The sequence below is a fragment of the uncultured Flavobacterium sp. genome (assembly GCF_963922255.1).
GTDB lineage: Bacteria > Bacteroidota > Bacteroidia > Flavobacteriales > Flavobacteriaceae > Flavobacterium.
The window spans coordinates 104,002-125,597 of the sequence record NZ_CAWUIC010000009.1; the positions used below are offsets into that span (position 1 = coordinate 104,002).

Annotated in this window: 17 protein-coding genes; 8 read left to right on the plus strand and 9 right to left on the minus strand. The window is 28.9% G+C overall.

The genetic code is table 11. From position 1 onward, the window contains the following. Window positions 1–8: 8 nt before the first annotated feature. On the minus strand, window positions 9–866 hold the full coding sequence (locus AABJ49_RS08945) for an AraC family transcriptional regulator (protein WP_338377941.1): 858 nt from the start codon (window positions 864–866) through the stop codon (window positions 9–11). Between the two features lie 89 nt (window positions 867–955). Between AABJ49_RS08945 and AABJ49_RS08950 the strand changes: the two genes are divergently transcribed. After that, window positions 956–1,318 carry a DUF983 domain-containing protein gene (locus AABJ49_RS08950; protein ID WP_338377942.1) on the plus strand — a complete coding sequence of 121 codons (363 nt, stop codon included), beginning with the start codon at window positions 956–958 and terminating at the stop codon, window positions 1,316–1,318. 55 nt (window positions 1,319–1,373) lie between these two features. Here AABJ49_RS08950 and recQ read toward each other — a convergent pair whose 3' ends face one another. Beyond that, window positions 1,374–3,569, minus strand: coding sequence for a DNA helicase RecQ (gene recQ, locus AABJ49_RS08955; protein WP_338377943.1), 2,196 nt, complete (start codon window positions 3,567–3,569; stop codon window positions 1,374–1,376). 170 nt (window positions 3,570–3,739) lie between these two features. Between recQ and AABJ49_RS08960 the strand changes: the two genes are divergently transcribed. The 4 genes from AABJ49_RS08960 (at window position 3,740) to lptB (ending at window position 6,762) form a co-directional block, all read left to right on the plus strand. Continuing rightward, window positions 3,740–4,705, plus strand: a complete 966-nt coding sequence (locus AABJ49_RS08960) for a KpsF/GutQ family sugar-phosphate isomerase (protein ID WP_338377944.1) — start codon at window positions 3,740–3,742, stop codon at window positions 4,703–4,705. Continuing rightward, window positions 4,705–5,520: a twin-arginine translocase subunit TatC gene (tatC, locus tag AABJ49_RS08965; RefSeq protein WP_338377945.1), complete on the plus strand. Its 816-nt coding sequence runs from the start codon at window positions 4,705–4,707 to the stop codon at window positions 5,518–5,520. Before AABJ49_RS08960 ends, tatC begins: the two co-directional genes overlap by 1 nt. A 2-nt stretch (window positions 5,521–5,522) precedes the next feature. After that, on the plus strand, window positions 5,523–5,873 hold the full coding sequence (locus tag AABJ49_RS08970; RefSeq protein WP_338377946.1) for a carboxymuconolactone decarboxylase family protein: 351 nt from the start codon (window positions 5,523–5,525) through the stop codon (window positions 5,871–5,873). 148 nt (window positions 5,874–6,021) lie between these two features. Next, the gene (gene lptB, locus AABJ49_RS08975) at window positions 6,022–6,762 is read left to right on the plus strand and encodes an LPS export ABC transporter ATP-binding protein (protein WP_338377947.1); all 741 of its coding nucleotides are present in this window, start codon (window positions 6,022–6,024) and stop codon (window positions 6,760–6,762) included. A 127-nt stretch (window positions 6,763–6,889) separates the two neighbouring features. Here lptB and AABJ49_RS08980 read toward each other — a convergent pair whose 3' ends face one another. After that, window positions 6,890–7,735, minus strand: coding sequence for a GH25 family lysozyme (locus AABJ49_RS08980; RefSeq protein WP_338377948.1), 846 nt, complete (start codon window positions 7,733–7,735; stop codon window positions 6,890–6,892). Further along, window positions 7,728–8,474, minus strand: a complete 747-nt coding sequence (locus AABJ49_RS08985) for a CDP-alcohol phosphatidyltransferase family protein (RefSeq protein WP_338377949.1) — start codon at window positions 8,472–8,474, stop codon at window positions 7,728–7,730. The genes AABJ49_RS08980 and AABJ49_RS08985 overlap by 8 nt, the downstream gene beginning before the upstream one ends. 103 nt (window positions 8,475–8,577) lie before the next feature. Here AABJ49_RS08985 and AABJ49_RS08990 point away from each other — a divergent pair, with 103 nt between their 5' ends. From AABJ49_RS08990 to AABJ49_RS09000, 3 genes are all read left to right on the plus strand, one after another. After that, complete coding sequence (locus AABJ49_RS08990) at window positions 8,578–9,651, plus strand: PorV/PorQ family protein (protein ID WP_338377950.1); 1,074 nt, start codon at window positions 8,578–8,580, stop codon at window positions 9,649–9,651. Window positions 9,652–9,720: 69 nt separating this feature from the next. Continuing rightward, window positions 9,721–10,827: a DUF4105 domain-containing protein gene (locus tag AABJ49_RS08995; RefSeq protein WP_338377951.1), complete on the plus strand. Its 1,107-nt coding sequence runs from the start codon at window positions 9,721–9,723 to the stop codon at window positions 10,825–10,827. A 117-nt stretch (window positions 10,828–10,944) separates the two neighbouring features. Then, a complete protein-coding gene (locus tag AABJ49_RS09000) occupies window positions 10,945–15,447 on the plus strand; it encodes a caspase family protein (RefSeq protein WP_338377952.1) in 4,503 nt (1,500 codons plus the stop codon). Window positions 15,448–15,547: 100 nt separating this feature from the next. Here the strand turns inward: AABJ49_RS09000 and AABJ49_RS09005 are convergent, their stop codons facing one another. From AABJ49_RS09005 to AABJ49_RS09025, 5 genes are all read right to left on the minus strand, one after another. Then, window positions 15,548–16,933 (minus strand): exopolysaccharide biosynthesis polyprenyl glycosylphosphotransferase, encoded by a 1,386-nt coding sequence (locus AABJ49_RS09005; RefSeq protein ID WP_338377953.1) that lies wholly within the window; start codon window positions 16,931–16,933, stop codon window positions 15,548–15,550. Window positions 16,934–17,013: 80 nt separating this feature from the next. Next, window positions 17,014–18,024 (minus strand): glycosyltransferase family 4 protein, encoded by a 1,011-nt coding sequence (locus AABJ49_RS09010; RefSeq protein ID WP_338377954.1) that lies wholly within the window; start codon window positions 18,022–18,024, stop codon window positions 17,014–17,016. Next, on the minus strand, window positions 17,987–19,339 hold the full coding sequence (locus tag AABJ49_RS09015; RefSeq protein WP_338377955.1) for an O-antigen ligase family protein: 1,353 nt from the start codon (window positions 19,337–19,339) through the stop codon (window positions 17,987–17,989). The genes AABJ49_RS09010 and AABJ49_RS09015 overlap by 38 nt, the downstream gene beginning before the upstream one ends. A gap of 5 nt (window positions 19,340–19,344) precedes the next feature. Continuing rightward, on the minus strand, window positions 19,345–20,427 hold the full coding sequence (locus AABJ49_RS09020) for a glycosyltransferase (protein WP_338377956.1): 1,083 nt from the start codon (window positions 20,425–20,427) through the stop codon (window positions 19,345–19,347). A gap of 36 nt (window positions 20,428–20,463) precedes the next feature. Further along, window positions 20,464–21,594 (minus strand): glycosyltransferase family 4 protein, encoded by a 1,131-nt coding sequence (locus AABJ49_RS09025; protein WP_338377957.1) that lies wholly within the window; start codon window positions 21,592–21,594, stop codon window positions 20,464–20,466. Window positions 21,595–21,596: the final 2 nt, after the last annotated feature.

Genomic DNA, 21,596 nt, shown 5'->3' on the forward strand with positions numbered 1-21,596 from the left:
AGTATATGTTATTTAATTTGATTTAAAAATACTTTAGGGGTTATTCCCGTATGTTTTTTAAATAATTTTGTAAAATAGGAATAATCATCATAACCTAATTCATTAGCAACTTGAGCTATTGTTTTTTTCTGTTCAACTAAAATACGCTTACTTTCCAATATTACTCGATTGGCTATTAATTCAGTTATCGTTTTATTTAAAACTATTTTAGAAATTCTATTCAAATGTTTTAGTGAAATTGCCATGCTAGTAGCATAGAAAGAAGGTGCCTTTTCTGTTCTAAAATTTTTCTCTAATAACAGTTCAAATTCTTTTAATTTATAATTGTAAACATGTGTTTTATGCTCGTTTGTAAGATTATAAATTCTCAAAATTTCAATATGTATACAATCCAAAAGATTTAGAATTTTGTCCTTTTTTTGTGTTTTGTTAGTTTTATTTTCATCAATCATAAATTCAAAATAAGGAATAATGCTTTTCATATCTAATGCATTCAAAATAATTTCAGGATTATTTTTGGAAGATTGATAAAACAAATAGGATTCAATTTTTTTCATTCCAAAATGAAGATTATAAATTTCTTGCGAGTAAAAAACAATATATCCTTCAATATCCAAAGACAGTTCCCAAGAATGAATTTGACCAGGCTGCATTAAAAACAGACTTCCTGCTTTAATTTCAAAAGCATCAAAGTCTATTTTATGTGTTCCTGATCCTTTAGTAAACAAAACCAGAACATAAAAATCATGACGATGCAAACTTTCAATAAAACTATGTTGCTCTAAATGTTTTTTAAAAGTGTTAACATAGAGATTACTATGAAATGAATTTTCCTTAAAATTATTTATTTTATAAACATTACTCACAACCCATGTCTTTATTATACCATAATAAGCGAATATACTAAACTTTAAAGAACATACAAAACAATAATTTTGCAATAAAAATAGTCAACATGTTTAACAATACCTTAAATATTCTAAAAAACAAATGTCCGAATTGTCACAATGGTGATATTTTCAAACACAACTTATTTCACTTTAGTTTTAGCTTTCCTAAAATGCATAAAAAATGCAACCATTGTCAGACTAAATTTGAAAAAGAACCTGGTTTTTTCTTTGGAGCTATGTTCGTAAGTTATGCTATTGGAGTTGCTGAAGCAATAATTACATACTTAATTGCTTCGCTTTTTTTTGATAAGAACTTTGACTTAAGAATAATTACAATCATTGCAATTGTAATTATTGCATTGACAAGATTCAACATCAAATTATCTCGAATAATATGGATTTATTTATTTAAAAATTATACCAAATAAATAAATCCTTGAAATATAATTGCAAGGATTTTTATTTTATGATTAGTATTAGAGGCTAATTAGCAACCTCACTTATAAACTTAATTCGCATTAAACGTAATTCTTCGGTATCGTAATCACCATCAAATTCTTTTAAGGCTGCATCGATTTTATCAGATTCTGACTCCATAAAGTATTCGTGAATTTCCTCTTGTTGTTCGTCATCTAAAATATCATCTACCCAGTATTTTATGTTTAATTTGGTTCCTGAATAGACGATTTGTTCCATTTCTTTCAGCAAATCATCCATCGATAATCCTTTGGCTTTTGCAATATCATCCAAAGCCAACTTTCTATCGACATTCTGAATAATATAAAGCTTTAAACCTGAATTGGCTCCAGTAGATTTCACTACTAAATCATCCGGACGAATAATATCGTTGTCTTCAACATATCGGTTTATCAAAGAAACAAACGGACTTCCGTATTTTTTTGCTTTTCCTTCTCCAACTCCATGAATATTACTCAATTCTTCAATAGAAATTGGATATTTTAAAGCCATATCTTCCAAAGAAGGATCTTGAAAAATTACAAATGGTGGAACACCTAATTTTTTAGCTTCTTTTTTACGAAGGTCTTTTAACATAGACATTAAAGCTTCATCTGCTGTTCCTGATGATTTTGAAGCCGTTACAATTGCATCGTCTTCAACTTCATTGTATTCATGATCTTCTGACATCATAAATGAAGTTGGTTTTTTCAAATAAGCTTCTCCTTTTGAACTCAGTTTTAAAACTCCATAACTCTCAATGTCTTTATGCAATAATCCATCTACTAAAACTTGACGAATTAATGCCATCCAATATTTTTCATCAAAGGCTTTTCCTTTTCCAAAATAAGATTGTGCATCGATTTTTTGGGCTTTAATAACTGCATTGACTTTTCCGACTAAAGCAAAAATCAATTCTTTTGATTTGAATATTTGTTTGGTATCTTTTACCATATTTAGTAAAATAACCACTTGGTCTTGTGCCTCTACTTTTTTCTTTGGATTGCGAACATTATCATCCATATCGGCTCCTTCTCCATTTACATCGTCAAATTCTTCTCCAAAATAATGCAACAAGAATTTTCTACGACTCATGGATGTTTCTGCATAAGCTACAACTTCTTGTAACAAAGCAAATCCAACTTCTTGTTCGGCAACAGGTTTACCTGACATGAATTTTTCTAATTTTTCAATGTCTTTGTAGGAATAGTAAGCCAAACAATGACCTTCTCCTCCATCTCGACCTGCACGACCTGTTTCTTGGTAGTAACTTTCTAACGATTTCGGAATATCATGGTGAATGACAAATCGAACATCGGGTTTGTCAATGCCCATTCCAAAAGCGATGGTAGCTACAACAACCTCAACATCTTCCATCAAAAACATGTCTTGATGTTTAGCTCTAGTTTTAGCATCTAAACCAGCATGATAAGGCACAGCAGAAATTCCGTTTACTTGTAGCACTTGTGCAATTTCTTCCACTTTTTTTCGACTTAAGCAATAAATTACACCTGATTTTCCTTTGTGCTGTTTGATGAACCGAATAATGTCTGACTCAACATTTTTTGTTTTTGTTCGTATTTCATAAAATAGATTAGGTCTATTAAATGACGCTTTAAAAACATTAGCATTAGACATTTCAAGATTTTTCAAAATGTCTTCTTGTACTTTTGGAGTAGCAGTTGCTGTTAATCCTATGATAGGAATATCTCCTAAAAGTTTAATTATATTTCTAAGATTTCTATATTCTGGTCTAAAATCGTGTCCCCATTCCGAAATACAGTGCGCTTCATCAATAGCTACAAATGAAACAGGAACCTCATTGAAAAACTGAATGTAGTCTTCTTTAGCTAAAGATTCTGGTGCAACATATAATAATTTGGTTACACCTGATCGTATATCACTTTTTACTTGATTGATTTCTGTTTTAGTCAATGAAGAGTTTAAAACGTGTGCAATTCCATGTTCTGAACTTATACTTCGCATGGCATCTACTTGATTTTTCATCAACGCAATCAAAGGAGAAACCACAATAGCAGTTCCTTCTAAAACCAAAGCAGGCAGTTGATAACATAACGATTTTCCCCCACCAGTTGGCATTATTACAAACGTATTGTTTCCAGTAATAATACTTTTTACAACACCTTCTTGTAATCCTTTAAATTGATTAAATCCAAAATACTTTTTTAATTCTTTATGCAAATCTATTTCGGTTGATTTCATTCTTATATGTGCATTTAATTTTTTGAAGGACACTCATATTGATTTTCGCAAAAAAATTAAGTAAATTTTATACCTAACTATTTCTTACGTATTAATATGATTTTGCCTAAATTTGCAATTATAAATATACAACTTTCTTTAAAAAACCAAAAAAAATTAAATAATAAATTTTGAACACAACCGAAACCATCTTATTTAACGCAAAAAAAACGATACTAGCTGAAAGCGAAAGCATTGCATTATTAGTAAATTATTTGACTGATGATTTTGCTCAAAGTGTTGAGAAAATTTTTAATTGCAAAGGTAGAGTAATCATAACAGGAATAGGCAAAAGTGCTATTATTGCTCAAAAAATAGTGGCCACTTTAAATTCAACAGGAACTCCTTCAATGTTTCTTCATGCCTCAGAAGCGGTACATGGTGATTTGGGAATGTTATTGAAAGATGATATCATTATATGTATTTCTAAAAGCGGAAATAGTCCAGAAATAAAAGTTTTAGTTCCTTTATTAAAACGTTTTGGCAACACTTTAATAGGAATGACAGCCGACTTAAATTCGTTTTTAGGTAAAGAATCGCATCATGTTTTGCATGCTCATGTTGATGCTGAAGCTTGTCCAAATAATTTAGCACCAACAAATTCAACCACGGCTCAATTGGTTTTAGGGGATGCGTTAGCTGTTTGTTTGATGGAAATGCGAAACTTTAAAAGTGAAGATTTTGCTATTTATCATCCTGGTGGTGCATTAGGTAAAAAATTATTACTTCGTGTAAAAGACATGTTAGACACAACCCATACACCACAAGTTAACCCTGATGCTTCTATCAAGAAAGTAATTATGGAAATTTCTGAAAAACGATTGGGTGTCACAGCTGTTGTAGAAAACAGTCAAGTAATTGGCATTATAACAGATGGTGATATTCGTAGAATGTTGAATGATAGAGATACTTTTGCCGACTTAGTTGCGAAAGATATTATGACGAAAGATCCGAAAAACATTTCATCTTCAATTTTAGTGAGTGAAGCTTTAAATGTTTTGGAAAACAATGCTATTACGCAATTAGTTGTGATTGATGAAGGTCAATATAAAGGAATTATTCACTTACACGATATTCTTAAAGAAGGAATTGTATAATGGCAAAAAAGAATATTGCAGAAATGTCATTTTTAGATCATCTTGAAGAATTAAGATGGTTATTGATACGAAGTACCATTGCTATTTTAGTATTTGCAGGTGCTTCTTACTTTTGTATCGATTATATTTATAGTGAAATATTATTTGGCCCAAAAAACCCAAAATTTATTACCTATCAATTTTTTTGTAAAATTTCCAATTCTTTTGGATTTGAAGATTCTGGAATTTGTAATGCAGAAATGCCTTTCATCATTCAAAACACAGATATGGGTGGACAAGTTTCGTTTATGATTTGGACTTGTATCACTGTTGGATTTATAGTTGGATTTCCTTTCATTTTATGGGAAATATGGAAATTTATCAGTCCAGCTTTGTATGAAAAAGAGAAAAAATATGCTGTTCTTTTCATTGTAGTTTCTTCATTATTATTCTTTGCAGGAGTTTTATTTGGCTACTTTGTCATAACCCCTTTATCGGTTTATTTCTTTGGTTCTTTTTCAGCCAGTCCAGAAATTGTCAACGAATTTAATTTGGAATCCTACACTGGAATGATAAAAACATCTGTTCTAGCGTGTGGATTGATTTTTGAATTACCTATTTTAATTTACTTTTTAACCAAGTTAGGATTAGTTACACCAGAATCTCTTCGAAAATATAGAAAATACACCTTAATTATTGTACTTATACTTTCAGCAATTATTACACCTCCTGATATTATTAGCCAAATTATTGTAGCTATTCCAATTATGTTGTTGTATGAAATTAGTATTTTGATTAGTGGTGTGGTAGTAAAAAGAGAACTTAAACAAGTATAGAAATGGCAAATGTAGTACAAGAATTTAATGAGTATCGTTCTAAAATGAATGAAAAATTATTGGCAGACAATAATAAAATCGTAAAACGTATTTTTAATTTAGATACGAATGCTTACGCAGAAGGAGCTTTGGATGTTAAAACAAAAGAATTATTAGGTTTAGTAGCTTCAACAGTTTTGCGTTGTGATGATTGTATCAAATACCACTTGGAAACGGCTTATAAAAACGGAATCAACAAAGAAGAAATGATGGAAGCCATGGGAATTGCTACTTTAGTGGGTGGAACCATTGTAATTCCTCATTTAAGAAGAGCTTATGAATTTTGGGAAGCTTTGGAAGAAAGTGGTCAGTAATCAGTTTATAATGTGCAGTCACAGTCGCGGTTTTATGTCGACTAGAAAATAAATTATTGTTAATTCGTTTAACTCTTAAATTGTTTATTTGTTTATTTGTAGCTCATTGCCTTTTAAACGCATAACCTTTTAAACGCAAAACCTAAATATGAAACTTAGAGCAGAAAATTTAGTCAAAACCTATAAGAAAAGAAGTGTTGTAAAAGGGATTTCTGTAGAAGTGAATCAAGGTGAAATTGTAGGACTTCTGGGTCCCAATGGTGCTGGAAAAACAACTTCTTTTTATATGATTGTAGGTTTAGTAAAACCAAATAGTGGAAATATCTATCTTGATGATATGGATATTACGGATTTCCCTATGTACAAACGTGCACAAAACGGAATCGGTTACTTGGCTCAAGAAGCTTCTGTTTTTAGAAAATTAAGTATTGAAGATAACATTTTAAGTGTACTTCAGTTAACCAATAAAACCAAAGAGGAACAAGTAGCAAAAATGGAAGAGTTGATTGCTGAGTTTTCTTTGGAACATATTAGAACAAATCGTGGGGATTTACTGTCTGGTGGGGAACGTCGTCGTACTGAAATTGCAAGATGTTTGGCAACTGATCCAAAATTCATTCTTTTAGACGAACCTTTTGCTGGGGTTGACCCTGTTGCGGTAGAAGATATTCAAAGAATTGTAGCCCAATTAAAAAATAAGAATATCGGAATTTTAATTACAGATCACAACGTTCAAGAAACTTTAGCAATTACGGATAAAACCTATTTGATGTTTGAAGGAGGAATTCTAAAAGCTGGAATTCCAGAAGAATTAGTGGAAGACGAAATGGTTAGGAGAGTGTATTTAGGACAGAATTTTGAGTTGCGTAAGAAGAAGTTGGAGTTTTAGTTTTTTGGTTATAGGTTATAGGTTATAGGTTATAGGTTATAGGTTATAGGATTGGTTTCGATTTAGCTTTTGATGTTACAATATTTTTTTAATTTCTCTAATTTCTAAGATCTGTGTTCCAAAAATCTTACTTAACACATTGATCCATTAGTTCCAATTTTATTCCATCAAAAACGTTTACATCAACTAAACCATTAATGCCGTTGACTTGTGCTTTTTCTGTAAATTGCCATAGAAGCCAATCCTTATCCATTTCTTTTCTCCAAAAGTTATAATTGGCAATCCAAAAAGTGTATGCTAAAAACTCCTCTTTCAAGAAATCATTATAATAACTTTCTCCTGAATAAATAATGGGTTTTACTTTATAATGTTTTTCAATTTTTGTCAACCAACGTTTTAATCCTACTTTTAAGCTATCAATGGATTGAGTTTCTGGTAATTTTTCAATATCTAAAATAGGTGGCAAATCTCCTTTAGACAACTTAACCGTTTTAATGAAATTTTCTGCTTGTAGTAACGAATTTTCATTAGGACGATAATAATGATAAGCTCCACGAATGTATTTCCCTTTGGTATTTTTCCAATTGTATTTAAACTTTTCGTCTACTTTATCTTTTCCTGCTGTGGAACGAATAATTACAAAATCAACTACAAAGTCATTGTTGACCTTCTTCAATGCTGACCAATCAATAACACCTTGATATTGAGAGACATCTATTCCGATAGTTTTTTCTTTATACGTTGATAAAACTTCATAAATTCGAATATCGTGTACTTCTCTATCTTTTGGAGATAAAACTTGGGAATGTTTTGATTTATATCCTAAATAATACAAAACGCCATCTCTATATTCATATACAAATACAGCAACCACCACTACTAACAACGCTAAAACAGAAAACACCACTAATTTGGGTAGTGATGTTCCTTTCTTTTTTTTAGATCGCTTAGTGGTTGTTCTCTTTTTAGCCAATTGCAGGTTTCGATTTTGAATTAATTAGTACTGATAAAAGTACATAAGTTACCACTATAATTGGAATAGAGATAAAATCAAGTAAGAAAAATAAAAGTACTGCAAATCCCATGAAAAAATACTGCAATTTAGCATCTTTCCATGCAAATGATTTCAGTTTGAGCGAAAACAAGGGAATATTGGCATTCAAAAAATAAGCACTTAGAATTGTTAGAAACATCAATACAAAGGGATTGCTCAGTAAATTGGTTACCCATTCATAAGCATTTATATATTGAATCATGGGAATACTCATGATAAAAAGAGCATTTGCTGGAGTTGGCAAACCAATAAATGAATCTATTTGACGTTTATCTATATTGAATTTAGCTAATCGATACGCTGAAGCAATAGTAATGAGAAAACCAAAATAAGGAATCATTCCCATATAAATGGTGTCTTCCGTTACTTGATATTGGGGTTGTGAAATTTGGATGGTTTCGATCAAGCGAAACATCATCAAACCTGGCACCACTCCACTGGTAACCATATCGGCTAAAGAGTCTAATTGAAGTCCTAACTCTCCTGAAACCCCTAATTTTCTAGCAAAAAAGCCATCCCAAAAATCAAAGAAAATCCCTAAACAAACAAAGATAAAAGCTTCGTCATAATAGCCTTTAAAAATGGCAATGACGGCTAATAAACCACTCGATAAGTTTAGTAATGTAATAAAATTAGGTAGGTGTTTTTTAATTTCCATAATCGTTTACTCATATTTATAGCAAATGTAATACAATAAGTTAATACTTTTAGAGTTTAGTAATTAAGAATTTTATTCGATATTTGTAAAAAAATCAATTGCATTGAAAAAGTTAGTTGTAATTATCCTCCTATTACTTCCAGTATTGGTATGGAGTCAAGCTGTGCGAAAATATTCAAATGAATTTTTGAGCATAGGTGTTGACGCTGCTGCATTGGGGATGAGTAATGCAGTTGTGGCAAGTACGAGTGATGTAAATTCTGGGTATTGGAATCCAGCGGGTTTATTGAAATTAGAAGGTAAGCAAGTAGCTGTAATGCATGCTAGTTATTTTGCAAATATTGCACAGTATGATTATGCAGCTTTCGGAATGCCTATTGATGACCGAAGTGCTTTCGGAATTTCATTAATTCGTTTTGGTGTGGATGACATTTTAAACACTACCCAGTTAATTGACAGCCAAGGAAACATAGACTACAATAGAATCTCTTTATTTTCAACAGCTGATTATGCTTTAACCGTTTCTTATGCTAGAGCTTTACCTATAGAAGGTTTTAATTATGGTGTAAATGCTAAAGTTGTTCGTAGAATTATTGGAGATTTTGCTAATTCATGGGGATTTGGTTTTGATTTAGGTATTCAATTTGAAAGTGATAATGAATGGAAAATTGGATTGATGCTAAGAGATATTACAACTACATACAACACTTGGACCATCAACGAAGAAGAGTATCAAAAAATTCAAGATGCTGTTCCGGGTGAAAATCAAGAGTTACCGGAAACTAGTGAAATTACGTTACCTAAAGCACAATTAGGACTTTCTAAAAAGTTTGAATTCCATAACGAAATGAGTCTTTTGGCTGCTGGAAACCTGAATATGCAATTTGCACAAACTAATGATATTATCTCAACAAAAGCCGTGAGTATTGATCCTGCCTTAGGTTTTGAATGGGGTTATACGGATTTGGTTTTCTTACGAGCTGGTGTGGGTAACTTTCAACAAATTACCCAAATTGATGATTCAAAAAAATTGAGCTTTCAACCCAATATTGGAGTTGGTTTTAAATACAAAGGCATTCAAGTGGATTATGCCTTGACCGATTTAGGTGACCAAAGTGCTGCTTTGTATTCTAATATTTTTTCTTTGAAAGTAGACTTGGATATTTTTAGTAGATAGTCTTTTTTGTTGTCTGTTGTCTGTTATCTGTTATCTGTTATCTGTTATCTGTTAAAATAGTAAATTGTTATGGGTAAAAAATTACTTTCTTTTTTATTTTTACTTGTTTTTTTTCAAGGATTTTCTCAAAGTGTACAGCTTTCTGAAAATGCAAAAGTTTCTATTATAACCATTGGAACTGCTGCTCCTTCTTATGCTTTGTATGGGCATACAGGCATTCGTTTTAAAGATAATGCTAACCATCTTGATGTAGTTTTCAACTATGGTGCTTTTGACTTCGATACTCCAAATTTCATGTTGCGTTTTGTAAAAGGTGATTTGCAATATTTTGTAACGAGTAATACTTATGCCGAATTTGAATACAGTTACAGATACGAAAACCGAAGTATTTACGAACAAGTTCTTGATTTACCCATTGACAAAATCAGAACTTTATATACAGAAATAAATAACTCTTTAACATCAGACGAACGCTTTTACACCTATAAATTTATCGATAAAAATTGTACTACAATGGTTATTGATAAAGTCAATGAAGCGTTAGGTGATAATGTCATCGATTTTCAAAAGCCTCAAGAAAAGACCTATAGAAGTGTTTTATTTCCTTATGCAAACGAACATTTTTTACAACAATTAGGCATCAATATTATTTTTGGCACTAAAGTAGATCAAGAGGCTTCTAAACTGTTTCTTCCTTTAGATTTGATGCAAGAGCTGAAAACTATTACATACAACGAAAAACCTTTAGTAAAAGAAACAACCACCATTTTTGAAGCACAACAAGAAAAAGCTCCTTTTAATTTCTTTGATTCTATTTATTTAGTAATTGTAGTGCTTGGAATTATCGTTTTACTAAACAATAGAAAAGTAACTTCAATTTATTTTATCTTATTAGGATTACTTGGATTATTCTTTACTTTTATCGGACTGTATTCTTTCCACGAAGAAGTACTTTGGAATTACAATGTGTTACTTTTCAATCCTTTTTATTTGGTCTTTCTATATTTTCACAACAGAAATAATGTAATTAAAGCCAAAAGAGTAAAATGGTTAATTCTGTTGATGTTAGTTATTTATGTATTTGTAGTATTCAATAAAGTCTATTTTATTTCTGTATTACCAATTATTATTGCAAACTTTATTTTTTTAGTTAGGATTACTTGGAATAAAAATTGATAACAATTAACTTTAAACTCCTCTTAGAGAAGAGATTTTTTATAATTGTTAGCTAGCTGTTTAAATAGATATAAATAGTAGCTTTATTTTGTTAGTCTAATTCCGAAAAAAAATAGTATGAGTAAAAACATAAGTTATATTTTCCTGTTATTTTCATTTATTTCTTTTGCACAAAACATAAAAGATTATGAGTTAAAACTCAAACAGTATCATGAAGGAACGATTACAGACGTCATTATAAACGATGTAACTGATGAACTCTTTTCTTGTGACACCTATGGACAAATTCTAATCCACAATAGTATTAACTTTGAGTTTGTTAAATCCTTGAATCTTAATAATAGTACTCCTATAAAAAACATAAGATTAATTAATAATAATCAATTGGCTGTTTTTTATAATGATGACAAACCTTACTTAGCCATTTACGATCTCATTTCTAATAAAATCATTCAAAATATTGAAGGTGTATGGTTAACAAATATAAATTCTGATTCGTTATTAGCTTTAGGAAGAACCGATAACAAAAATCACTTTGTTGATTTATATACCAAAACACCTTTTAAAAAAATTAATTCTATAGCTATTGGTCATAAAGTATTGAAGACTGCTTTGTCAAAAGATAACAAAAACATATCTACAATTGAAATGGTAATACCTGCTAAAGGTGTAAATGGAGAAACAGAAATAATTCATAGTTTTAAAGTCTATGATATTGAAACTAACAAAAAAATATACGAGGAAGAGTTTGCAATCTATGAAAATGATTATATCCCAAGTGGAATTTTGTATGAAAATGAATCTATTTTATTAATTCTCACGGTTTATGAAATGAGCCAACCTCTTTTTGGCTCTACATGCGGCATTCGATTTTTAAGATACAATACCGCAAATTATAAAAGTGAAAAAATAGAGGAATTTCTTTTTTGTTCAAATCTTGCAAACACAAAATTAATTGCGCAAAATAATGACAAAGTATTAGTATTTGGCAATAAAAACAAAAATAGATTTATCAATCTAGATTACATTGATGGCCGTTATAAAATTTCTTTAAGCGAGAATAATGTTAAGAATAAAAAATATAATTTTCATGAAAATTTTGACATAGGCATTTATAATTTCAAAACATCTGAATATTCACTTTTTAACAACTCAGAAATTTTTGTTTTAGACACAGATAAAAAAAGGTTAGAGAAAAATATTGAAACAATAAATTTCGAAGGAAATGAAGCTTATTTTATCTATGAAAACGACTGGGTAATTATTAAAAATAACAAAGTAATAAAGTACTTTAAATCTGGCTATTTGTCAAATGATTTTAATTTTGAAATAGTTAAAAATGAACTTTTAAAACAGAATGAAGTTCCTTCTTTAACAAAAATTATCGATAAAAAAAACGGAAAACTTGGGTACTATACTAATCCTATCAAATGGAATTCTAGTAGCACTTTTTACGAAACAGATTACTCAAAAGCACAATTCTATAGTTTTAATTTACAAGATGGAAATGTCCAAAAAATTCAAGAACAAATTAATTCGTTAAAAGATTATACCTACTTGGCATATAATGGCAATCAAGATGCTTTTTTAATAGGAATAAAACTTGAAAATCAAGAGATTGAAGAAAAAATTATTTCAGATGAAAAAGCTAAATTAATGGTTGTTGATAAGACAGGATCTTATATCATAAATAATAACTATATATATTATGGAACTCACAATTTAGATAATTTTAAATTCTCAAATGATGGAAAATTTATTTGTGTAAAATCAAATAAAAACATGTTTATTTATGATTGGAAGAAAAATGTAGTGGTTTATGAAAAAACTGACGGATATGTTGATAATATCATTCCAATTAACTCAAATGATTTCATAATTTCCGGACCGGATTTTAATTATGATGTCAGCAATTTAGAAAATAAAAACAAAATTAGTTATAGATTAAAGCTTGTCAATAATCAATACATAATTACAGATAAAAATAACTATAATGTATCTGACGCTGCTTTTTCTGGAAATACTTTTGTAAAAATGTTTCCCTATAAGATTTCTATAAATGACAAATTTGTGGATTTAAAAAATGAAAGACTAAAAAGTATCTCGCTAAATAAAGAAGGAACTAAACTTTTAGTCAATTTTTTCAATGGTAAAATAAGATTATTTGACATCAAAAAACACGAATGGTTAAACACTATAATTAATTTTGATAATGAAGAACATCTCATTTTTAATACTAAAGGATATTACTATACCAATAAAGATGAACTTAATAGTTTCTTATTGATAAAAAAAGACAACCAGTTTTTATCCATTAAAAATCATGGTAATAACTTATACAATCCTATTTCTATACTTTCTGATTTTGGTGATATTAATAATGATTATGAAACAGTATTAAAAAAAGCTACATTGTTAAGAAAAAAAAACAATACGTTTTTATTTAACAACAAACTCAATATAAAAGATTTCTATTTAGCTGAAAAAGCTAATACTTATGAAACTTCAAAAATTAAGAATCGTATTAAAATTGACATGTTTGATAACTCTACTTCAAATATCAATTTTAAAATAAAAATTAATAATGTTGAACAAAGAAACTTAACCTTTAAAAAAGTAAACAATAGTTCATATGAAGTAGAAATTAGTTTAACACAAGAAGAAAATATAGTTGAAATTATAGCACAAAAAAATAAAATAAGTTCATTACCAATTAGAAAAAAAATGCTATTCAATGGTAGTATTAATGATAGAAACCTGTATGTTTTGTCAATTGGTGTTTCAGATTATAAAGAGTCAGCCAACAACTTAAATTATGCACATAAAGACGCTATAGATTTCGCAATGCGATATGGAAAATTTACAAAAGAACAAGTTGAAAATTATTTAAACGATAATTTCCCTTTCAAGATTATTGTTCAAAATGACACTATAATTTTAAATACTATAGTAGGAAACAAGTTTATTAAAAATGAATATTCTTCCTCTAAGCAACTATCAATAAATGGAAAAAAATGGCTTCAATATATAATCAACGATAGCACTTTTAACGAAGTTAGACAGTTTAGAATCTATGATTTTAAAACTAAAAAATCTAAAATTATAGATTTAGAGGAACCATTATATTCGGATAATGAATACTATACTTTTAGAACAAAAGCTGATGAATCTGGATTTTATTTTAATACTTTTTTCTTCGACAATGATGAAATAGAGCAAGAACTAATTTATTATTATGATTTTAATCTAGAAAAACTTAATACTGTAAAATTACCTATGTCTTTAGCTGATGGATTTATCGTAAACAACACAGATTGGTTAGCTATAGATAGTGAAAATTTAAAAGAAGATTTTCAAGATTTCAAATACACTAATACTAATAAACCAATTTCCATTTCTATATATTCTAAAAAAAATAAGCTATGGATAAAAAAAACTTATCCAATAGAAATAAAAGAGAATGTAGAGATGTCATTATTCAAAGTAAATGATAATGGAAAATTATTAATTGCTAAAATAAGAGATATTGAAAGCAATGAAGAAAATTTTGTTGTTTATAATCTTATAAATAATGTTTATGTTCCTAACAAAAATATAATAGAAGACAACTATAGTTTATTAAACTTTATCCATTCAAAAAATTGGTATTTTGATGAGAATTTTAAAACGTTAAATACTGTTCAATCCGAATATGCAGAAAACGATTATTTTTATAGTTTCAATTTAGAAACAGGAAAATTAAAAGAAACTATATTAGGTGAATTTAAAGATAATCAATTAATTGGTTTTTCATTCGGACAACCATTCTATATTAAACACCTTTCAACTAAAAACTCTAATCTTTCTGACAATGAAAGCTTTATGAATTTACAAAAAGAAATAGAAAAACTCCAAAATCAACAACCTATTTCTTTTAAAAACACATATGTTAATTACATTATCAATGAAGACGCTAATTCGATAACTATCAAAAACAGCATTAAGAACTTCTTCAAAGAAGCTAAACCAGAAGATCAAATAATATTGTTTCTTGCCGGACATGGTGTTCTTAGTAAAGATTTAGATTATTTTTTTGCCACACATGACATAAATTTTGAAAAACCCCAAAATAAAGGAGTTTCTTTTAATACTATAGTAGATTTACTTAATGAATCTCCTGCAATTCAAAAACTTCTAATTATGGATACTTGTCATGCAGGAAATACTTTAGATATTGAAAATTATGAATACACCTATGAACAAACTGTAGAAGGACATAGAGGTTCTATTGCAAAAAGCAACAAAAAAAATAATGATGATTTAAAAATATCAACTGTTGTAAATTCAATTTTTGACAATTTTATAAGTAAAACAGGAATAACCGTTTTATCAGCTTCAACAGGTGAAAATGTTGCATATGAGTATAATGGATTTAACAACGGTGCTTTTACAAAATCATTATTAGATTTATTAAAAAATAATATTAAAAATAATTATAAATATTCTTATACTCCTGATGAATATTATTTTAATCAAAAATTTACAGAAAAATTACAAAATATTTTATCTGAAAAAACAGATAACAAACAAAAATTAGATGTAAGAGAATTTAATAATCTAGTTCAAATATTGCTTTGGTAAGAAGATTATTAGTTACCTAATAAAAAACTTTTATCTAAACTATAATTTGGTGTATACTTTTATAAAAAACCTCATAGTAGTAAACAAAAGAAATCATTAACTACTGCCCTTTATAAAACAAAACCGTTCCAATAGTTTTAATCAAAACATTGATATCTAGGAAAACACTACGATGTTTGATGTAGAATAAATCATATTGCAATTTGATCAAAGCATCATCAATAGTATCGGTGTACGCATGATTTACTTGTGCCCAACCGGTTAAACCTGGCTTAATCACATGACGTGTTTGATAAAAAGGCAATTGTTCTGCAATTTGTTTAACGAATATTGGTCGCTCTGGTCTTGGCCCTACAATTGACATATCTCCTTTCAAGATATTAATGAATTGTGGCACTTCGTCCAACCTACTTTTGCGAAGAAATTTACCAAAAGGGGTAATTCTTACGTCGTTTGTAGTGGCAAAAACAGCACCGTTTTTTTCGGCATCTTTTACCATGGTTCGTAACTTATAAATGGTGAAGTTTTTGTTGTTTTTTCCAACTCTTTCTTGCGTATAAAAAAAGGAGCCTCTATTCCACAAAAGATTTAAAAGCAATATTATTGGTGAAATCAATACTCCAATAGAAATTCCTATAAGTGAAAAAACTATATCAAAAAAACGCGTTACTATTAAATAAAACTTATTCTGATTACTTCGACTAAAAGGGAAATATTTATAGAAATCTTTGGAAAGATAAGTAACCGGTAATCTATTTGTACTGGCTTCATAGACTTGGTCATATTCTCGTACGACTACACCATTTTCAAGCAGTGCTAATAATTTTTCGTATAACTCTACTGAAATTTCATCTTTACGTTTAAAGGCTATAACAATTTCGTTTAAAGAATTGTTATAAACAAAGTCTTCTAACTTATCAAAAGGAATTTTAAAATAAGAAGATTTATTTTCCATCTCAATAGAGGATGATACAAATCCTAAAACCTCGTAATGTGGATTTACCTTCACCAAATCCTTCACCATTTTATTTAAAGATTTGCTATCACAAACAAATAAGACTCTTTTTACAAATCGTTTGGAAGCAAAAAATTGTAAATAAATAAAACGCCAAATCAGCAAAGCAAAGAATACCGCTAAAAAGAAATAAATAAGTTGAATTCTATTAGAAGGTAATCCTGGTGTTAAAATAGGTGTCAACAAATAAAACAAAACGGTAGAAGAGGAAGTCAAAATCACACTTCTCACCATGGGATATTGTGTACTGGCAACTTGTAGATTGTACAATTCAAAAACAGTTCCAAAAAAGCTTAAATAAACTCCTAAAACGATCGTCCAATAAAAATTAGAAGTATTGAGATAAAAATAAGAAAAACTAAAGGTCTCACCCACAATATAAAGAGCAAACAAAACAAAAACAACATCAATTATTCGAAGCAGAATCTTTCTTTCCGAAATCTCTAAATGTATTTTTTTTTTGGTTTTCATTAATTCTTTTATTGCCTATGCAAATTAACCAATTTATTTGCACTTAATCTATACAAAGCTCGTTTTTTTATAGCAAATTATCAAACCAACAATTCTTTCCATTTTAACTTAACCGCTTGCCAATCCATAGTAAAAACCAATAATTTAGCATTGGAAGTAAGTTTTTGAACCATCTCCTTATTCTTCAACAAACTTTCTATGGCTATAACCATTTCTTTAGGCTTATTATCTGCAACCAGTAGAGCATTCTCTTTATCGGTCAATAAATAGGGAATTCCACCCACATTTGTGGTAACAACAGGTAAACCTAAAGCCATAGCTTCCATGACACTTACTGGAGTATTGTCAAAATGAGTCGTGTTTATGAAAATATCATATTCACTCGCTACATCAGTCCATTCTTTTCTGGAAAGTTTTCCGGTGAAATTTACTTCTAAATTTAAACCCTTAGCGAATTCTTGAGTTTCCAACAAACTACCATCTTTATCGGGCCCAATCATTGTAAGCGTTGCTTCTGGATGCTTTTCTTTTAAAAGTTTAAAAACTTCAACAGCCATTTTTGGGTTATAAATTTTAGCAAAAGATCGTACCCAAAGTAACTTAGGTTGAATGTTTTTTCTTTCTTTAAATTCATATTCTTTTAACGCTATTGAATTAGGAATAAAAACGATATTGGTAAAACCTTTTTCTCTAAAATTTTCTAGTAAATAATGAGAAGGAGCAACATTTTTATAGGCATATTTGAAGATTAATCTACATAAATAAGGGTTTTTATTTAATCGATTGGGCAAATCTCCACCGTGAAGAATTGGAATGTATTTTGTTGCAAACAATCTTGCGATTTGACTACAAAAAAAAGCATACCAAAAACTGGAAGTACTGTAAGTGTCAATTAAGATATAATCTACTTTTTTGGCTTTTAAAAAAGTTGTTATCATCATATCATACAACCTACTACTTTGATTTTTTTTATTTGAAGTATACACTGTAGTATATCCTTCTTCAGCCAAAAAAGCACCTAAGGTTTCAATAGAGGTTTTATTAAACCCATGCTTATGTAATTTGTTCCCTATGTATAGCAGGTTCTTCATCAAATGTTACTTTTAGTAATGATAAGGCATATATAAAAGCTGGTGCTGCCAATCGCATGGCTGCGTGGTTTATGGTTAATGCCCAGAAAATTAAGAACGAAAAAACAAAAAAATTATGTTTATTATTGGTATATAAAAGTAAGGGTGTTAGAATTAAAATTAATAATGCTAAAATTCCAAAAACACCATGTTCAGCAAACAATCTTGATATTTCATTGTGAGACGCTGCTTCAATTCCAGTTGTTTCTTCTCTGTATTCTTTGTTTTTTCCAACACCTACTCCAAAAATTGGATTTTCATAAAACATTTCAAATTCTGATTCAATTAATCGTTCTCTACCTGTTAATTTACTCTCTTTTTCTCTTCCTCTTGCATCTTGATTGGCATATCTTTTATCGATCAATCCTCCAGTTTGGATTGAGGAATAAATCCAGATTAGCAAAAAACCTATAGCTATAGCACTAATAAATTTAAATATTTTACTAAAAGATTTTGTATTGAGATTTAGCATAATAATAGTCATTAAAGCTATAATCATAAAAATACCTGTGATAATTCCTCCTCTAGAAAAAGTAACTATGCCTCTAAAAGTTATGGCTAATAAAATTAATGAAACTATAATTTTATTTCGTTTTGTTTTGGTATCTAATATTAATTTAGTGAAGAAAAGGAAAATTCCTAAACCTAAGATTGTCGACACTTGATTAGGTCCATAACCACCGGAAGTTTGAAAATTTGATTCTGTATTAGTTACTACATCTTTAATACTTGGTGTATATAAAAACATATAAGATAGCATTCCTACTAATGGATACGAAAGTGAATTTATTATTTTAAGGATATCTTTATATACAATTCTTCTGTTATAGCAATATAAAGCTGAAACAAACAAAGTAACTGAACCTATTATATTAAAAGTAATTGCTTTTCGTATGTCTGTTTCAAAATTTAAAGTAAAAAAAGATAAAATAACCCCTGGTATTAATAACAAAATAAAAATCCAATAGATTATGGCTTTCTTAGAAAAACTCTTAAAATACATCCCAATTATCAAGGCACCCATAACCCCATATTTGGCATATTGTTCAAAAAAGTTTCCTTGCGTCATTCGTAAAAAAACCTCGGCTCCAACAATGTATGCTGCCACTAATAAGGCTTCATTATTCTGATTCTTGTTTTTGATTATGTAATTGAAGCCAACAAGTATAATTGCTATAGCATATAATTTTGCAATGAAAGGCACCACAAAAATTAAAACACCTGCTATTAAATGTAACAGGATAATTTTGCCATATTTATTTGTCTCTTCACTCAAAGCTTTTATTTTAAAAAAATTAAATACTGTTCCAAAATTGTTTTTTGACCATATTTACTTTTTATACTTACATTCAATTTTTTGCCAAAATTTATAATACTTTCTTCTTTATTTTCTACTGCTTTTAGGATTGTTTCAAAGTTGTGTTCAATCTCTTTTTGATTTAATGGATCAAATAACAAACCATTTTCATTATGTTTTATTATCGTTGAACAATCTCCAACATTAGTAGACATTACAATTAAAGATTCATTACCATATTCTAAAAGTGTTACAGGAAAACCTTCATACGTTGAACCTAAAACCCCAACAGTTGATTGTTTTAATATATTAGAAATATCATTACAAGAATCATAAATAAAAATAGTGTTTTGTAAATTAGATTCTTTTATAAAATCGTGTATTGCTTTTGAATATAAATCTCCGTAATCTTTACCGATTAAATGCATAGTCCAATTAGGGAAATTATCGTGTTTTGACTTAAATGCTTTTATAATATTTAAATGGTTTTTGGGTTCTTTTAAATTTGCTAAAAAAACAATTCGTTTTCCTTCTATTCCCTTTAAAATTGTTTCTTTTGCGATATCGTTTTCTAATTCAGGAATAAAGTTGGGTAAATATTTTACTCTTTTACAATTTAAATATGAAACAGCCCAGTTCTTTAATTCTTCATTTACTGTAATAATTCTGTAAAACCATTTAGAACTTAGTTTTAAAATAGCTGTAGCATTACTTTTTAAATGTATTCTGTTTCCAAAATGATCATGCCAAATTATTTTAGTTTCAAAACGTGAGACTTTTAGGAGAGTTGCCCAAAAAAAAGAAGATCCATGTGCGTGAATTATTTGAACATTATTTTTAATTATAAAATTTCTAAATTTTAGAAAAGCTTTTAAATCAAAATTGCTTTTTTTTTCTATAAAAAAATACTCAACTTTTGAATATAGATGATTCTTCAAAGCACCTTCATTTCTGGTTACTACTAAACCTGAAAATTCAATTGTATTTGACAATGCATTTGCATAGGTAACAGCCATTCGTTCCGCTCCACCCGCTTCAAGACTATCAATCAATTGCACTATTCTCATTTATGAATTTAGAATTTAGAATTTAGAATTTAGAATTTACAAAAGTAACTTTTTAATTTCAGCTTCAAAGAATTCCAAAGTATATTCTCTTGACCAAACTTGGGCTTTTTGACTCATGGTTTGGTATTTAACTTCATCTTCTATTAAGTATTGAATATTTTTTACATCTTTCTCTAAATGCTCCTCTAACAAAACCCCTCTATTACCATAATCTAACATATAAGGCACGCAAGAAATTTTTGTAGCAATTGGTAAGCATTTCCAAAACATAGCTTCTGCCACTACTTTTGGCCAACCTTCACTTTTAGAAGGTAAAATTAAAAAATGACTTTCTTTATATGCTTTTTCAACCTCTTCTTTTGTTTGATTTCCTTTTAAAATAGCTTTATTTTCTAAATTATTGGAATGTATATACTCTTCTAGAGCTGCTCTTTGTGTTCCTTCTCCATAAAAATAAATCGTTGTATTATATCCATTTTTGATCAATTCATGTACTACTTGCAAAGCGTATAGCGGTTGCTTTCCTGGTGATAGTGTACCCACAAATAAAAAATTAATTTCGTTTTGAGGTTCTAATTTGCGATTGCTAGGTTCCGCATTCTGAATTTCTGACTGACTGTAAGTTGCCGTAAAAAAAGGTTTAATGTTTTTTGTTTGATTTTCCCATTTACCATAGACTAAAACTTGCATGTTTTTTGTTAATATTGTATTACTTACTATCCATTTTTGCAATCTGTAACTCCAAGGTTGTTTGCTTTTTATATCCCAGTTTCCGGCATACTTAACTGTTTTCTTTTTATTTGGAAATAAGATTTGAACTATTGAACCCAATAAACCAATATTTCCTGGACAACGCAAATGGACGTGATCTGCTTGTTTTATAGCTTTGAAAATTATAATACAATTTAAAATTGAAAAATAGAAGCTTTTAAATAGACCTGAAATTGATTTTAAATTAAACTCGTATAATGGAATAATCTTGTCTATTTTAAAACTAACTTCAGCATTCAGTAAACCTTTACTTTCTTTCCAAATTGGGCAACAGAAAGTTATAGTCTTAGAATGTCTTGCCCAAATTTGCATTTCTTTCTCATAAGGGCTATAAGCATAATATTTGTTTTCTATTTTGATTAAAGGAGCTGAGGAAATGACTACTAATTTTTTCATCT

What these genes read in the sequence shown, in the direction of transcription:
- AABJ49_RS08950 (WP_338377942.1), top strand. Translation starts at nt 956, where the DNA reads ATGTTTAACAATACCTTAAATATTCTAAAAAACAAATGTCCGAATTGT.
- AABJ49_RS09005 (WP_338377953.1), bottom strand. Translation starts at nt 16,933, where the DNA reads ATGAAAACCAAAAAAAAAATACATTTAGAGATTTCGGAAAGAAAGATT.
- tatC (WP_338377945.1), top strand. Translation starts at nt 4,705, where the DNA reads ATGGCAAAAAAGAATATTGCAGAAATGTCATTTTTAGATCATCTTGAA.
- recQ (WP_338377943.1), bottom strand. Translation starts at nt 3,569, where the DNA reads ATGAAATCAACCGAAATAGATTTGCATAAAGAATTAAAAAAGTATTTT.
- lptB (WP_338377947.1), top strand. Translation starts at nt 6,022, where the DNA reads ATGAAACTTAGAGCAGAAAATTTAGTCAAAACCTATAAGAAAAGAAGT.
- AABJ49_RS09010 (WP_338377954.1), bottom strand. Translation starts at nt 18,024, where the DNA reads ATGAAGAACCTGCTATACATAGGGAACAAATTACATAAGCATGGGTTT.
- AABJ49_RS08995 (WP_338377951.1), top strand. Translation starts at nt 9,721, where the DNA reads ATGGGTAAAAAATTACTTTCTTTTTTATTTTTACTTGTTTTTTTTCAA.
- AABJ49_RS08970 (WP_338377946.1), top strand. Translation starts at nt 5,523, where the DNA reads ATGGCAAATGTAGTACAAGAATTTAATGAGTATCGTTCTAAAATGAAT.
- AABJ49_RS09000 (WP_338377952.1), top strand. Translation starts at nt 10,945, where the DNA reads ATGAGTAAAAACATAAGTTATATTTTCCTGTTATTTTCATTTATTTCT.
- AABJ49_RS09020 (WP_338377956.1), bottom strand. Translation starts at nt 20,427, where the DNA reads ATGAGAATAGTGCAATTGATTGATAGTCTTGAAGCGGGTGGAGCGGAA.
- AABJ49_RS09025 (WP_338377957.1), bottom strand. Translation starts at nt 21,594, where the DNA reads ATGAAAAAATTAGTAGTCATTTCCTCAGCTCCTTTAATCAAAATAGAA.
- AABJ49_RS08985 (WP_338377949.1), bottom strand. Translation starts at nt 8,474, where the DNA reads ATGGAAATTAAAAAACACCTACCTAATTTTATTACATTACTAAACTTA.